Source organism: Kitasatospora sp. NPDC024654 (assembly GCF_055559155.1).
In genome coordinates this window covers 1-13678 of sequence record NZ_JBVHLF010000130.1, presented here as the reverse complement: position 1 = coordinate 13678, position 13678 = coordinate 1, and the positions used below count along the sequence as shown (strand labels likewise).

Annotated in this window: 13 protein-coding genes; 3 read left to right on the top strand and 10 right to left on the bottom strand. The window is 68.8% G+C overall.

Features of this window, described 5'->3' with window-relative positions:
- Positions 1 to 196: 196 nt before the first annotated feature.
- From ACZ38L_RS36065 to ACZ38L_RS36050, 4 genes are all read right to left on the bottom strand, one after another.
- The gene (locus ACZ38L_RS36065; protein WP_465701680.1) at positions 197 to 1285 is read right to left on the bottom strand and encodes a terpene synthase family protein; all 1089 of its coding nucleotides are present in this window, start codon (positions 1283 to 1285) and stop codon (positions 197 to 199) included.
- Positions 1286 to 1316: 31 nt separating this feature from the next.
- The gene (locus ACZ38L_RS36060) at positions 1317 to 1940 is read right to left on the bottom strand and encodes a hypothetical protein (protein WP_465701678.1); all 624 of its coding nucleotides are present in this window, start codon (positions 1938 to 1940) and stop codon (positions 1317 to 1319) included.
- 139 nt (positions 1941 to 2079) lie between these two features.
- Positions 2080 to 3147, bottom strand: coding sequence for a polyprenyl synthetase family protein (locus ACZ38L_RS36055; protein WP_465701676.1), 1068 nt, complete (start codon positions 3145 to 3147; stop codon positions 2080 to 2082).
- Positions 3144 to 3722, bottom strand: a complete 579-nt coding sequence (locus ACZ38L_RS36050; protein ID WP_465701673.1) for a GNAT family N-acetyltransferase — start codon at positions 3720 to 3722, stop codon at positions 3144 to 3146. The genes ACZ38L_RS36055 and ACZ38L_RS36050 overlap by 4 nt, the downstream gene beginning before the upstream one ends.
- 373 nt (positions 3723 to 4095) lie before the next feature.
- Between ACZ38L_RS36050 and ACZ38L_RS36045 the strand changes: the two genes are divergently transcribed.
- The gene (locus ACZ38L_RS36045; RefSeq protein WP_465701671.1) at positions 4096 to 4506 is read left to right on the top strand and encodes a hypothetical protein; all 411 of its coding nucleotides are present in this window, start codon (positions 4096 to 4098) and stop codon (positions 4504 to 4506) included.
- On the opposite strand, the gene ACZ38L_RS36040 is transcribed toward ACZ38L_RS36045, so the two are convergent.
- The 5 genes from ACZ38L_RS36040 to ACZ38L_RS36020 all read right to left on the bottom strand — a co-directional run bounded on the left by ACZ38L_RS36040 (position 4448) and on the right by ACZ38L_RS36020 (position 10752).
- On the bottom strand, positions 4448 to 4711 hold the full coding sequence (locus ACZ38L_RS36040; RefSeq protein ID WP_465701684.1) for a carotenoid oxygenase family protein: 264 nt from the start codon (positions 4709 to 4711) through the stop codon (positions 4448 to 4450). The genes ACZ38L_RS36045 and ACZ38L_RS36040 overlap by 59 nt on opposite strands.
- Positions 4712 to 4860: 149 nt before the next feature.
- Positions 4861 to 5580, bottom strand: coding sequence for a hypothetical protein (locus ACZ38L_RS36035; RefSeq protein ID WP_465701669.1), 720 nt, complete (start codon positions 5578 to 5580; stop codon positions 4861 to 4863).
- Positions 5577 to 6743: an NAD(P)/FAD-dependent oxidoreductase gene (locus ACZ38L_RS36030; protein WP_465701667.1), complete on the bottom strand. Its 1167-nt coding sequence runs from the start codon at positions 6741 to 6743 to the stop codon at positions 5577 to 5579. The genes ACZ38L_RS36035 and ACZ38L_RS36030 overlap by 4 nt, the downstream gene beginning before the upstream one ends.
- Complete coding sequence (locus ACZ38L_RS36025) at positions 6743 to 8683, bottom strand: LodA/GoxA family CTQ-dependent oxidase (RefSeq protein ID WP_465701664.1); 1941 nt, start codon at positions 8681 to 8683, stop codon at positions 6743 to 6745. The genes ACZ38L_RS36030 and ACZ38L_RS36025 overlap by 1 nt, the downstream gene beginning before the upstream one ends.
- 1052 nt (positions 8684 to 9735) lie before the next feature.
- Positions 9736 to 10752 (bottom strand): winged helix-turn-helix domain-containing protein, encoded by a 1017-nt coding sequence (locus tag ACZ38L_RS36020; RefSeq protein ID WP_465701662.1) that lies wholly within the window; start codon positions 10750 to 10752, stop codon positions 9736 to 9738.
- A gap of 370 nt (positions 10753 to 11122) precedes the next feature.
- Between ACZ38L_RS36020 and ACZ38L_RS36015 the strand changes: the two genes are divergently transcribed.
- Positions 11123 to 11473, top strand: coding sequence for a nuclear transport factor 2 family protein (locus ACZ38L_RS36015; protein WP_465701659.1), 351 nt, complete (start codon positions 11123 to 11125; stop codon positions 11471 to 11473).
- Positions 11474 to 11652: 179 nt separating this feature from the next.
- Positions 11653 to 12479 (top strand): IS5 family transposase gene (locus tag ACZ38L_RS36010; RefSeq protein ID WP_465701682.1). Its coding sequence is split into 2 segments (ribosomal slippage): positions 11653 to 11998 and positions 11998 to 12479, totalling 828 coding nucleotides; the frame shifts between segments, so codons are not numbered across the junction.
- A gap of 114 nt (positions 12480 to 12593) precedes the next feature.
- On the opposite strand, the gene ACZ38L_RS36005 is transcribed toward ACZ38L_RS36010, so the two are convergent.
- A complete protein-coding gene (locus ACZ38L_RS36005; RefSeq protein WP_465701657.1) occupies positions 12594 to 13088 on the bottom strand; it encodes a hypothetical protein in 495 nt (164 codons plus the stop codon).
- Positions 13089 to 13678 lie beyond the last annotated feature (590 nt).

Below are 13678 nucleotides of genomic sequence, written 5' to 3'. Positions count from 1 at the left end.
AGATCATCAGGGGTCGCGTCCGCTGCTTCCCCACCGGGGCGCCCTCCCGCCAGCCCTCAGGTCATCTCATGATCCGAGAACGCATCGGCCCTGGGCCCGGCGGCACTAAAAGAGCAGGTCAGGAACCCCTCTGCGGGTTGTGGGCTCGTGCCCACGGCGCGGTGGAGCGGGCGGATGTCGCTGTATTCCTGGCGGCTTATCCTCCATGACGGGGCTCGATCACGGTTTTTTCGGGGAGTAGGGTCAGGGTGGCAGCGGTGTGGCCGTTCGATGTCTGGGGCGCGTCTGCGCCGTGGTAGCGGGGGGTCGTGAAGTGGTATTCGAGGTTGGCGGCGGCATAAAGCGCGAGGGCGTCCAGATAAAGCGCGATATCCGGGCGGGAGCCGAGTTCAACGGCGGTCAGCTCCTCACGGAGCGAGTAGATGCGTTTTTCCTCTGCGTCGATCATCGTGCACAGCAGGTCGACGGCCTCCTGGAGGGTCCGGTCTTCGGCGCTCTGCAGCACGGCGAGGCTGTTGTGGGACGTGTCTCCGTGGAAGTGCTCTTTGCGGTAGCTGAACAGGTCGTTAATCAGCACGCAGAACCGCATGGTGCTGTCGGTGACCGCGGCCAGGGTGGGGCAGGTCGCCATGTCCTGCGTGAGATCGATGCCGAGGGCGTATTCCACCTGGAACTGGGCGATGGGCGTGCCGATCGTGGCCAGGTGGGCATGCAGCGCCGCCTCCACATCGCAGACCTCCGCCCGCCTCGGAGGTCGCGGGGCTGTCTTGTGGCGCTGGGCGAAGTAGTCGATCGCCGCGTCGAGGAAACGCTGGCGCTGGAGGGCAGGCAGGTGACTGATGATTCGCCGGAGCAGCCGGGCCAGTTCGGTGAACAACGCAGGAGCGCCCTTCGGAGCCTCACCCGTCCGCATCAGCGTAACGGCCATGTCGATGACCGGATCCATGGATGGAACCCACTCACCGAAGATGGTCGGCTCATCGACCATGTCATCGAGCAGGTACATGACGAGGTTGAGAGGCCCCATGTCCCGGAGCCTGTCGAAGTGCCCACCGGGGAGGAAGATTTTGTCGAACTCGATAGTGCCGCGGCTCAGGTACTTGTCCAAGTCTTCGGCAGTAGGGATCAACGATCCGACCAGGTGCTGATGTGCCCACGCAGTGATGTGCTGCTCCAGTTCCATTCCCCGCGGGTGGCTGCGCGGGGCCGGCAGCAGAGTCCCGAGATCGGGGATGCGGAACTGCAGCGCGGGTGAGGAGGCCACGCCGGGCGAAATAGCGGTCATGGGATGCTCCAGAGGTTGACGTCGGTCGCTGTCAGGCGGTGCGATGGGTCAGGTGGCGCAGCAGCCGTGGCGGCGGGGCGGAGAAGTGCGGTGCCGAGGGCGGCCAGTGCCGGTTCGTGGCGGCTGGTGAGCAGGTGCTCGACGGCGGTCTGTGCCCCGCTGGCGGTGAGGATGCTGCGGATCTCCTCGGCGCGTTCGGGGCCGAGACGTGGGTCGCCGAGGAACGCGCGCAGGTTGCGTCCCTGCGCGGAGGTGACGTGTTGCACGCCGAGCGGGGGGCGTAGCCGGACAGGGCGCGGAGCTGGTCGAGGGCGGCGCCGAGGTGAAGGGGACGCTCGGTGGTGTACTTGGCGGTCTTGTTGCGGATGATCCGCCAGGGTGTGTCCGTGTCCGGCGTGGGGTGGCCGGTGGCCATCAGGCCGAGGTGTTGGTCGATGAGGGTTTCGGTGCGCAGGGCGTTCAGCAGCGGCCAGACGACGGTGAGTTCCCCCGGCATGATGTCGAGGGTGGGGCCCGTGCCGAGATCGAACTGCTCCGCCCAGGCCAGCGTGCGTTCGTGCAGGCGCTCCGCGTCGGGCTTGGTCTCCGCGGTGAGCGGGCCGTAGAAGGACAGGAGCTTGATCAGAACACTGTCCGACGCGTCGGGATTGGTCACAGCGTTCTCCTCACGCGTGTCTCAGCGGTCGCGCGGTCTTCAGGTCGGGCTCCTTTTTGGGAGGTGCTGGCGAGGTCCCGTCGAGGTGGGCCGGGCCATCGGGAGGCGGGCAGGACGGCGGCGGGCAGCGTGCCCGCGTTCATGCGGGCGTCGGCCGGGTCATCTCGGGTGGGAGACGCGTCATGAGCCCGAGGGCGTGGGTGTGTGCGGTGGCGGGGAGTTGGGATATGGCGTCGCGCGCCAGTTGGGCGTGGTGCTCAGCCATCGCGTGCGCGGCATCGAGGGCACCGGTCTCCTCCAGAAGGGCTCGCATCCGGCGCAGAGCGGCCTGCGAGTCGGGTTCGTCCAGCAGTGTGTGGCGGAGCGCCGCGCAGTCGGCGGAGTCGGCCCGTTGGCGGGCGAGCAGGACAGGCAGGGTGGGGCAGCGGTTGCGCAGGTCGCTGTCAGCGGGTTTGCCCATCAGGTAGGTCGTGGCCAGCTGGAATGGCAGGAGGTCGTCGCGGATCTGGAAGGCGATGCCGAGGTGGTCTCCGAATGAGCCGAGCAGGTCCGTGGTGGGAATGTCGCCTCCCCCAAGGACGGAGCCGATGCGGCAGGCCGCCTCCAAAAGTGAGGCGGTCTTGCCCCGGGCCATCGCCAGGTAGTCGTCGACGGAGCAGTCCAGGTTGCCTCTCATCTCCAGCTCGTCGAAGGCACCCCGGCAGATCGCTACCCCGGCGCCCGCCTGCACCGCCATGGCGCGCGCGATGCGGTTGGTGGGCACGCCGCGCTCGGCGCACTCGGCGAGCGCGGCGAACCACGAGAAGTACAGGGCGTTACCGGCGACGATGGCCTGCGCGGGTCCGAAAGCAGCATGCACGGCCGTTCGGCCTCGCCGCTGGTCGTCGCGGTCGATGATGTCGTCGTGCATCAGGCTTCCGACATGTGCGCCTTCGATCCCGACCGCGGCAGGGAGCACGGCGCTCAGCTCCCCGCCCACCGTCAGTGCCGCATGCACCACCAGCAACGGCCGTAAGAGCTTGCCCGGTGGGAACAAGGCGTACCGGTGCACCGCGTCCAACCCCGTCACACCCTGCGGCCATCGGTGAGCGAGCTCGGCTTCCAAGCCATCGAGGATCTCGATGGGGTTCCCCAAGGAACCGGGGGGCCATTGCACTTCGGACTGCGCGGGTATCGGTACAGCGCGCTGGTTTGGCAGTTCGGTCAAGTGCGGCCTCCCTTGTCAGCCGTTTGCATGAACGTTTCCGCGTGCTGGGCTAACACCAACAGTCCACGGCCCGAGCCGGAACGGCTCGCAACGGCATCATCGGAGCACGGATCCGCCCCGCCCCACGGGCCTGTGCTTCCACACCCGTCCTTCGAATGGTTTCTGACCCGGTCCGGGCACATTTCAGGGCGGCCATCAACGCTGCGGCTGCGGCAACCCATGCCCATTGGGTCCAGGACGGCGATCGACTCGCTCGGCCCTCGGGCGGTGAAGCCCGCGTGCTGGTAGTAGGGCACCAGATAGAGGGCGTTAATCGTGAACGTGCCGAGCATCAAGCGGTAGCCGAGGCTGCGGTAGTGGGCGCTGGCCTGCTCGATCAGCCGGTGGCCCAGCCGCTGCCCGCTCACCAGCGGCGATATCGCCAGGGCCTCGATCTCCACCACGTGGTGGGCCAGCCGGGAACGGTGATCCCCGCTCAGGCCCTCGATGGTGCTGATCCAGCGCAGGGGCGGGGCCGCGTGAAGTACACCGACCACTTCGTCCCGTCGGCGCTGGGCGACCCAGCCGGCCCGCACTGCGCACGACGGGTCTAGACGTTCGCCATGTGCTGGGGCATGGGCGATCTCGCCGGCGATCTCCGGGTTGGTGAACTCCCACCTGCCGCAGAAGTTCCAGGATGGCCATCTCGTCAGCAGGCCGCGGCAGGCGGATCAGCAGGCCACCAGCCGCCGAGCGCTGAGCCCCGACTGCCGATCGCGTTTCTTGAAGCTCGTCCCATGCCACTCACACAACGAGTGCTCGTCAGTGCGGTTGCCGCCGGGTCCACCAGCACGGAGCCAATCTCGCGCGTGCGGGTGAACCAGCGGCTGGCCTCGTGCACCACAGGTGTTGCACCCGATATGGTCGTGGTGACCGCTTCTGAGCTGCGTGAACTCCTACCGCACGCTCGTGGCGCCCCGGAGAAACGTCGGCGACTTCGACTGCTCCGGCGAGGACATCGAGCGCGACTTCCTGGCCCGCACCGGCTGCTGGGACCACGTCGAGCGGGTCCTGCTGACCAACCAGCAGCGCCTGGCCTACGGGCTGCCGGCCGCCGAGGGTAAGAAGGGCGACCCGCGGTGGCCGGCCTTCGCGGCCCGGTACGACTTCGCTCCCGACCACCCGGTGCAGTGGGAGGTCGAGGCCGTGGAGCCGGACGAACTGCGCCGGCTGCTGGAGGCCGCGGTCGACCCGTACGTCGACCGGGCCGCGATCGGCTGGATCAACCCGCTGCCGGAGGGCTACGTCATCCACGCTTGGTTCACCAGCCCCACCTATTGGGACGGTGGTGAGTCGGCGCGCGGGCGCATCTACAGCTGAGGCCTGCGAACCCCGCGACATCCTGCCAATCGCCGACAGGGACGGATAGCCGCCAGCCGCTGCTCACGCCGTGGACCACCATGCCGCTGCCCTTGAACCAGTGCGTGGGGGTGATGCCGGGCTTGGGGTTGTGGCTGTTGCGGATCAGCCGGCCGGTCAGCTCCGGCGGCAGGGCGCCCTCGACGGTGAGGCCGACGGCGGTGATCTCGTCGACCGCGCTGGTCCCGGTCCGCCGGATCGGGTGGTAGTGCCCGATCCGGCGGCCGGCAGTTCCACTGCGGAGTCAGCCGGTTAGGAGTGGGTGAGCACGTCGGGGTACCGGGACAGCGGATCGGTGTGCATGGCCCTGCCTCGTCAGGCGTTGAGCGTGGTGATGTTCCACCAGCGTTCGTCACGGAGGTCGAGTGTGATCGGCGTGGGGGTCGCCTTGCCGCGGTGGAGCATGGCCGGGTAGCTGCTGTCGGGCAGTGGCCTGGTGGTCCAGGGCTGGCCGTTGTGCCCGTTGTCGGGCACCGAGGGGATGGTGATTTCGACGGCGTTCGCCAGATCGTCGGCCTTGACGCCGTCGGGCACCTGCCGGAGGGTGAAGATCTGCTCGAAGTGGGGGCGCTGGACCAGGCGGTGGGCGATGTGGGCCTCCTTGCCCCGGCCGTAGAGCAGGTAGGTGAGGTGCGCGGGGAAGGGCTCCTCGCTGAACCGGCGGAAGTTCAGCACCCGCTTGACCCGCGCGGTGAAGCCGCCCGAGATGGGCTCCCAGATCCGGTCCTCGCCGTTGCCGGTCTGGGTGACCCGGTCGAGCCGGGCCGGGTACTCGGTGACCGAGCCGTCGCCGATCGGGGGCAGCACCATCTCCTCGGTGTTGCGCACCGCGTGCCAGCTGGCCGGGCGGTCCGCCTGGTCCTTGAGGTAGATGTCGACGATGTCGGTGGGCAGGTCGTACTCGACCACGACCTGGTAGCGGTGCTCGGCCATGCCGAACATGGCCAGGTGGTAGCCGAAGACTGTGTCCCGGCCGGACAGGATGAAGGAGTGGACCGAAGGGTCCTCGTGATCGTGGTCGTGACGGGTGGTCATGCGAGCTCCTTTTGGACGCTGTGCTGTGGGGTGGAGGGATGCGGTAGGGACGTGTGCCGGCGCTGCCAGAAGACCCGGTCGCTCCAGCGGCTTTCCAGGCTGTACACCGCGTGGTGGTTGCGCCGGTAGGCGGTGAGGATCGCGGCGACCTGGGCGCGGTAGGACTCCAGCGCCTCGTCGTCGCCGTCGAGGTGGGCGGCCAGGGCCGAGGCTCCGGTCATACCGGTGTGCAGGGCGGTGAGGATGCCCTGGGAGGAGATCGGGTCGAAGGCGGTGGCGGCGTCACCGACGGCGATCCAGCCGTCGCCGGTGGGAGTGTCGAGGTGCGAGGAGTGGGCGGGGGCCCGCCTGACAGTCGCGTCGGTGGGCAGCGGGTGGGCGCCAGCCCGGACCGCGACGTGCCGGGTCTGCCGCAGCAGCCGGGCGAAGTCCGAGCGGGTGCGCGGTGCGGACGGGGCGAGGTCGGCGTCGGTGAAGTAGGCCACCAGGCGGCGGCCGGTGGGCAGCAGCGCGGTGTACCACCAGCCGTCCTGGGCGGATTCGACCAGCGAGCAGGTCTCACCCGCTCGCCCCGTCGGGTCAGGTGCCAGGTCCAGACAGGTGGCGACCAGGCCGTCCATGCGGTGAGCGGCGGCCCGGCCGACGGAGGCTACCGCCCGCCGGCGGCCGCTGGCGTCCACCAGCCAGTTGCACCGGACCATCCGCTGCTCGGCTGGTCCGCGCAGTGCGACCACCCAACTTCCTTCTGCGGACCGGGACTTCGGGCGTGCTGCGGTGCGCTCCGCCACTTCGGCGCCGGCCGAGCGGGCCGCTTCGCGCAGGCACCGGTCGAATCGAGCCCGGTCCAGGTGCCAGCCGGGACCGTTCGGGTCGTTGATGAAGTCCGTGCGACGCAGGGCGGGCGATCCCCAGGCGGAGAGGTTGGCGTAGCAGGTCAGGTGGCCGGCCACGACGGGCCGTTGACCGGCGCCCAGGTCGCCGAGCAGGACTTTGGCCACCGAGGGCAGGGCCTCGCCGAGCTTGGGCGGGCCGCTCCCGGCGTCCGTGAGCAGGACGGTCCGGCCCGCGCGCGCCAGGGTCAGGGCGGCGGCGGCGCCCGCCGGGCCGCCGCCGGCGACCACCACGTCGTAGTGGTCGCCCGCGGCGGTGCGCCGACCGGTCATCAGGCATTGTCGCGGAAGGGCGCGACCTTGTCGATGAAGCCGGCCGTCACCTCTTCGGCGGTGTAACCGCTGACCGAGATCGCCTGGTTGATCGCCACCGACGCGAGGGCCGGGTCCGCGGCCTGAGGCACGTGCAGCGTCACCAGGTTCTGCGTGAGCGGAACGCCTTCAAGGTCGATGGAGGGCCTGGACTCCACCTGGATCCGATCGGGGAAATCCTTCGCGCCCTCGCGCACTTCGACGATGCCGAGCCGGTACCAGTCGTCGATCATCTGGTTGAGCTGCTCGGTGTTCTGCCCGCGCAGCCCACGCAGCCACACGGCCCGCCGCTCGAACGCCTCGGTGCGTTCGGCCAGCGGCCGGGTCTCGTCCACGACCACCTGGTAGTCGTCCTCGGTGAGGACGTGGTTGGGGACCCGGGCCGGCCAGAACGTCGGCAGGTACGGGTCGTGGCGCGGACCCAGGGACAGCTCGTAGCCGGAACGGCAGCTGGCGGTGTCGCTCTGCCACGGGACGGCCATCCACCGGGAGAGGTCGCCCGGCGCCTGGGCGTACAGCGGCCCGTTCACCGACAGCGCGGTCTCGGGAGTGAGGACCGTGCCGTACGAGGGCTCGGGCTGGTCGGCCGGGCGGTGGCGGATCCGGAACGGCGCCATGTACATCGAGGGGTGCCGGATCGGCCAGGTGACCTCGCAGCCGGGGTGGAAGGCGTCGGCGAGGCAGAAGTCCAGTGCGGCGCGGTCGAGCGCGGCCGGCTGCTCGGCGAGGCGCACCTCAGTGAGCAGCCGGGGCGGCGGGGTGGCCCCGAGGGTGCCCCAGTCGTCCTCGAAGTCACCGTCGGCCCAGCACTGGAACATCCGGTGCTGGGTCGGGGAGAACGCCATGTGGTGCAGCGGCGAGCGCGGCGGGATAGCCATCGCATCCCCGTACAGCCAGGGCCAGGGGACGGGCGAGGCGCCGTCGCGCCCGGAGTCGCGCAGCGCGTTGAACACCTGCCGGCGCAGCGCGCGCCGGGTGGGGGCGTTGCTGCTGAGCCGCGCCAGCATCTGCGGGGTGGTGAACTGGCTGAGACCGTCGTGCCCGTAGTACCCGGCGAAGCCCTGGTTGACCCACTGATGATCGGTGAAGCGCTGGAGCACCGGTGCGATGTGGCGGGTGAAGGAGACCCTGTCCGGGAACGGCAGCGATCCGTCGCAGACGAACACGTCGTACAGCAGGTCGTAGAGGGTGCGGATGCCCTTCAGCGCGGGGGCGTAGTTGGGCGGGGCGACCAGGACCCAGGCGGGGTCGACCGGCAGAACGCGGCCGCCGACGGTGACGGTCGCCGTGACCGGGCCGTCGCCGATGTCGTCGTGCCAGCCGTCGTTGTTGGCGTAGGTGGTGATCGGCTTGCCGTTGTAGGAGGCCGACTGGCCGAAGCCGCCGAGCACCAGCAGGTGCCCGTCCTCGTCGGTGCGCAGTTCCCCGAGATAGACCTCCTTCCCCATGAACTTGCCGTCGCGGAAGTGGAAGTCGGGGCCTGAGAGGTTTCTCCCGCTGATGCTGATCGGGCCCGGGTCGATGATCAGGTCTTTTCGGAGGTCGCCGGTGATCTCCTTGTTGCGCAGCTCGGACGCATTGGCGCCCGCCGCGTCGGGAATGTCGAGAGCGAGCTGGAACTGGTACCAGGCAGCCTTCTTGTTTGCCAGGTGCGCGCTCCAGCGGATATCGGCGTTGTCCGCCGTCAGCTCGGCCACCACCTCGCCCAGGGCGTTGTACCCGTAGACCCGAAAGCGCGCCGCCTCGCGTTTGATCGCGCCGGCGGAGTCCTTGTAGAAGCCCGGGTCCTGCGGCGCGGGGTCGGGCACCTCGGGTGCGGTGTAGTACTCCTCAAGTGAGTTTCCGACTCTGGCGATTCCGATGGCGGGGTGGATCGCAGCACGGACGATCTCGTCGGTCATGTGGCTCGGTGCCTCCAATTCCGGAGATCCGGCTTCGAGCTGAAGGTTCGTTTGCAAAACACTATGGGAGGAGGCTCTGATCCGATTGGAGTGACACGCATGACCAGGCGGTGTGCATGGTCGGCCGCACCGGGGCGCTCGCCCGGGTGCCGGGCCGGCCACCGCGCCGGATCCGGCCCTGCTGACGGAAGACCAACCCGATGACCACCACCTCGCTCCCCGCGCCCGACCCGACCAAGCGCGAACAGGTGGCCGCCCTGGTCTCCGCCCCGGACGATCCGTGGTGGGAGGTGCGGGTGCTGCACGCCAAGCTCTACCCGGTGAAACCGCGCCGCGTGAGTGCCGGCCGCCGCACGGCTGTCGCGGGTGCTGTCGCGCCCTGTGACCTGCGCGGATGGGGGCTTACCCCCGTGCGAGGTCGGGGCGCGACAGCTGCACGCGACAGCTGCCGTTGGGTGGGGCCGACTCGCTCAACGCTCTCTGCGTACCCCGGCCGCCGACCGCCATCGGCAGGACGTCGCCGCCTGCGCCCGCGAGGCCGCCCACCAGGCCCGCCAGACCACCGACGTCGCCCACCGCCGCCTCGCAGGCACCGCCGCCCAGCCCCTCTACACCGCCCTCGACCGCGCCGGCCTCTACACACTGACCGACGACGACCACCTAGCCGTCCGCGACCTCACCCGCCACCTCGACCCCGCCACGCTGCGCCAGGTCATAAGCCGGTTGGAGCGCACCCGTACCGCAGCCCTCGCGCTGCGCACCACCCAGCAGGCCCCCCGCCTGCCCGTCCGAGGGTGCGCCGCAGCCAGTTCTGACGCCCCGCGGCCGCTGGTCAACCGGGCGATCAGTTCAAGCGTCTGCGCCGGGAGGCCGGGGTTCCAAGCCCGGAACGTCTGCCGGGCCTGGCCGACCCGGTGTTCCAGCCTTGGTTCTTACCGGCGGGTGAGGTCGTCAGCCGCCCCAGTGCGAGTCGCCGGCCGAGTAGTAGCCGCCCCAGTTGGCGTCATGACGCCGGCCCCACGAGCTGTCGCCGGCGGCGCGCCACCTCCTGGTCATGCGGGTGGCTGGAAGGCGGTCACGGGGTGGCCCGGTGTGCAGGTGGAGCGGGCCAGCAGGCGCAGGCCGAGGTTGGTGAGGCTGTGCCGGGCTGTGCCGTGCTGGTGTGCGCTGGTGATCAGGCCGCCTGCGCGCAGGGCGTTGAGGTGGTGGCTGGCGGTGGCGGGGGAGATGCCAACGAGGGTTGCGGTTTCGGTGGTGCTGCGGACGGTGGTGAGAGCGGTGAGGACAGCGGCCCGTGTACGGCCCAGCAGGTGGGCGAGTCCTGGGTCGGGGTGCGGGTCGTCATCGGGGAGCGCGGCGCGTGGGTGGCGTACCGGGATGTAGACCTCGACGGGAGCCTGCTCGTCGTAGTTGTCGAGGCGGGCCGTGGGGGTGTGCAGGAAGAATGAGGGCACCAGCAGCACGCCGCGGCCGGCCAGCTGGAGGTCGACATCCTGCGGCAGGTGGCAGGGGACGGAAAGAGTGGGGTACTGCCAGCTGATCGACGGGTGCAGGCCGCCCAGCGTGATCTCGGGCGTCGCTGACGCGCCGTCGACGGCGGTGCGGACGGCGTGCTCCACGTACTGCCAGGTCGGCGCGATGGCGAGGCGGTGGTAGGTGCCGAGCAGGCGGGTGAGCTGGTCGGTGGCTTCCGGGCGTCCGTGGTGGAAGTCGGCGACCCATTGCGGCAGGTTCGGGCGCATGCTGCGGGTCGCGGCCAGATCGGCGATCATCCGGGCCCGCGGCAGGGATTTGACGGCTGCCAGCCCGTCGCCAAGGCTCGCGGCTCCGTTCGGGGCGATGAGCAGTTCGGTCACCGCGCCGTCGTCGGGGGTGGCGAGGTCGAACAGCGGCACTTCTCGTCGGCCGATGCTCTGGCGTACTTGGGCGGACCAGTGGGCGAACGGCTCGCTGTCGGCTTGCGGCTGCTGCAGGAGCTGAAGGCTGAGCACGGTCTCCCGCAGCGGCTCCGGATGCGCAGCCCAGCGGACCCGCTGCACGTCGGCGGCGGTGAAGTGAAGACGAAGCATCAGCCTCCCAGCTGTGCGCCACACGGTGCGCCGCCTGGCCTGGCTCGACGAAGCGATCTTTCCGATGGCCAGAACCCGCATGGTAGTCCAGCAGGCGAGACACGGAACAGGCTCACAGGGCCTGTCCCGGTACGCCAGGAATCCGGTGGAGATAGCTCGTTTCTTCCGGTTTCGAGCACGGTCGAAGGCCATGGCGTTCCTGTGCGCGGTGGCGCACCATGAGTCACCCGCTACCGGCGGGTAGGCCGGGCCGGTGCGCCGGCGGCGGTCTTTGTCGCGTGCCCGCCTGCTCGCTGGATCGGTGTTCGTCCTGTCGCTTCAGGCTGCGGGCGGCCCACTGCCCGCTCGATTCGAAAGACTGGTGAAAGACGTGACTGCTCGTACCCCGCAGGAGATTTTCAACAGCCACGGCAAGGCGCTTCTTGCCGAGGATGTGGACGGGATCGTGGCGAACTTCGCCAAGGACGCCGTGTTCATCACCCCCTCCGGCGTCCGCCACGGTCGCGAGGGTGTCCGCGAAGCCTTCATCCAGCTCTTCACCGATCTGCCTCACGCGAAGTGGGACCTGAAGACCACCACCTTCGCGGGTGACGTGCTGTTCCTGGAGTGGTTGGCCGACTCCGACGCCAATAAGGCCGAGCACGGCGTGGACACCTTCGTCTTCCGCGACGGCCTAATCGCCGCCCAAACCGTCCGCTACACCCTCACCCCGAACTCCTGAGCCACCGGGGCGGCGGGCGCCGCCCCCCTTGGGGCCACCTCATCCGCTGTGGACCTGCACCGGATCTCGTCAACAGGAAGGGGAAAAACACATGCTCAAAATACCTGGCCGCGGCACGCCCGCAGTCCGTCTGGCTTTAGAAGTCATCTCATTTGGCCTTGTAGGCTACCTGCGTGACGATCGTGGAACGCCTGGTGCCGGACGAGTTGTGGGAGTTGTTCCAGCGTGTGGTACCGGAAGCGCCGACACGCCCGCAGGGAGGCGGTCGGCGTCGGCATGGGGACCGTGAGGTGCTGGCCGCGATCGTGTTCGTGGCGACGTCCGGGTGTACGTGGGTCCAACTGCCGCCGTGCTTCGGACCGTCCGGGCCCACCGCGCACCGCCGCTTCGCCGAGTGGAGCAGGGCGCGGGTGTGGGCGAAGCTGTACCGTCTGGTCCTGGACGAGCTCGGTGGTCGCGGCGAGGTGGACTGGTCGCGGTGCGCGGTCGACTCGGTGAACATGAGGGCCCTGAAAAGGGGGAGTTGACGGGTCCGAATCCTGTCGATCGGGGCAAGTATGGGTCGAAGATCCATTTGCTCACCGAACGCACCGGTCTGCCCCTGTCGATCGCGATCTCGGGCGCCAATCTCCACGACAGCCAGGCTCTGATACCGCTCGTCGAGGCCGTGCCCCCGATCCGCTCGCGCCGCGGCCCCAGGCGCCGCAGACCCGGCAAGCTCCACGCCGACAAAGCCTACGATCACCGCTTCATCCGCACCTACCTGCGACCACGCCAGATCACCTCCCGCATCGCCCGACGCGGCATCGAGTCCTCAGCCCGGCTCGGCCGGCACCGCTGGGTGATCGAGAGGACGGTCGCATGGCTGGGCGGATTCCGCCGACTCCATCGCCGCTACGAGCGCAAGGCCGACCACTTCGCCGCATTCGCCACCATCGCCGCAGCCCTGATTTGCCACCGCAGACTCACCAGAGCCGAAGGGCGGTGCGGCACGAGGATTACGTAACGCCTCGCTGCTGCACCGCCCTTCGGCGATGTCAGGATTCGCCACCGCGTGCTCAATGCCCACCCGCCGGCACTATGCCCAGCCCCCGGTATGCCGGCGGTCTATGTCCATGAGTCAGGAGGTAGAGCTGCTCCAGGTGCCAGCGATTCGGTCGTACGTCCAGTGCTGTTCACGATCACGGTTGTCGAAGATGTACGCGTGGACGTGCATGACGCCCTCGTTGTCCTTGAATCCTGCGCCGGTTTCATCGTTCATGGCGAGGTACAGCGTCTTGCTGGTGTCCGAGGCGGCGCCATCAGTGAAGATCCTGTGCTTGCCGACCTTGAACACCGAGCCGTCCGGGCCCCACTTCCCAATCAGGGAGCCCATATAGCCATCGGGGGCGGTGTGGAGGTACCCGGGCTTGCCGTGAGTCTGCAAATGCGGGTAGATGGCCCCTTCGAAGCCCTTCTGGACCCCGTCGGCATCGACGAAATGCAAGTCCTTGCGGTACTTCCACTCACCTTCGGCCCGGATACTGAGGCCCTTGCCGGTTTCTGCCACTTGATGGATCTCCGTCGGTTGCCATTCGAGGTCCGCTCGGATGTCGTACTGCCATGAGGTGCTCATGGACGGACCGTAGCCCGTTCCACGCTCCACTGATCACCATCCGCGTCACGCTTCCGGGTAGCCGCTGGATGCGGATCACACGAAGGAGTGAACAGCACTTTCCGCGCCGAGCACGAGGTGATCCCCCGGACAGCGCCTACTGCGATGGCGCCAGATCACCGCCCGGATCGCCCGCCGGGGATCGAGTCCGTCGCCCCGGCTCAGCCGACATCGTTGGGTACCGAACGTACCGTCACCTGGCTGGGCAGCTTTCGTCGGCTCCATCGCTGCTGTGAGCGGAAGGGGACCCGCTTCCGCAGCGTCGCCAGCATCGCAGCAGCCATCATCTGCACCCGCAGACTCCCCAAATGAGATGACCTCTTATAGGTGAGTTGTGAGAGTGCGGTTCGCGCCGTAATGCCGGGTATGGCGTCGCTCGATGGGGTGACATTGGGGCATCTCTGCCGGTCAGGCATTCGAGATTCGCTTGAGTGGCGGGATGAGTGATCGCAAGCCGTACTCAGGTTGAACTGACAGTGTCTTCAGGGCTACTGACTGTCCATGATCCCTGCGGTATGCCGTAGGGATGAGGTATGCGCAGGCGGGTGGGT

Bases quoted from the DNA above. Each gene is read 5' to 3' on its own strand.
- ACZ38L_RS36005 (WP_465701657.1), bottom strand. From the start codon at position 13,088: ATGAGCACCTCATGGCAGTACGACATCCGAGCGGACCTCGAATGGCAA.
- ACZ38L_RS36065 (WP_465701680.1), bottom strand. From the start codon at position 1,285: ATGACCGCTATTTCGCCCGGCGTGGCCTCCTCACCCGCGCTGCAGTTC.
- ACZ38L_RS36025 (WP_465701664.1), bottom strand. From the start codon at position 8,683: ATGACCGACGAGATCGTCCGTGCTGCGATCCACCCCGCCATCGGAATC.
- ACZ38L_RS36020 (WP_465701662.1), bottom strand. From the start codon at position 10,752: ATGCTTCGTCTTCACTTCACCGCCGCCGACGTGCAGCGGGTCCGCTGG.
- ACZ38L_RS36030 (WP_465701667.1), bottom strand. From the start codon at position 6,743: ATGACCGGTCGGCGCACCGCCGCGGGCGACCACTACGACGTGGTGGTC.
- ACZ38L_RS36035 (WP_465701669.1), bottom strand. From the start codon at position 5,580: ATGACCACCCGTCACGACCACGATCACGAGGACCCTTCGGTCCACTCC.